The following is a 282-nucleotide window of genomic DNA, read 5'->3' as shown; positions in this document are numbered from 1 at the left end:
AGGTACACTCTGAAGTTTTCTTGTTGTCGCAGTAAAAGGATGGTGGAGCTATGCGGGATCGAACCGCAGACCTCCTGCGTGCAAGGCAGGCGCTCTCCCAGCTGAGCTATAGCCCCATCGTAGTTAATCTCGTGAACCGCAATTCCTGTCGCCGCAACGCAGCTTCAGCAGGAATTTGGTAGGCCTGAGTGGACTTGAACCACCGACCTCACCCTTATCAGGGGTGCGCTCTAACCACCTGAGCTACAAGCCTGCAGAGATTTTTTACTGCTAATTTTCATC

At 52.5% G+C, this 282-nt stretch carries 2 tRNA genes; both read right to left on the bottom strand.

What is annotated here, in order from left to right:
- Positions 1–40: 40 nt before the first annotated feature.
- A tRNA-Ala gene (locus tag WFN75_RS22530) sits at positions 41–116 on the bottom strand.
- Positions 117–176: 60 nt separating this feature from the next.
- Positions 177–253, bottom strand: a tRNA-Ile gene (locus WFN75_RS22525).
- Positions 254–282 lie beyond the last annotated feature (29 nt).

This window comes from Leclercia sp. UBA7405, from assembly GCF_037152215.1.
Lineage (GTDB): Bacteria > Pseudomonadota > Gammaproteobacteria > Enterobacterales > Enterobacteriaceae > Enterobacter > Enterobacter pneumoniae.
Note: the sequence above shows the minus strand (reverse complement) of the source record. Positions and strands in the feature narration are given on the sequence as shown.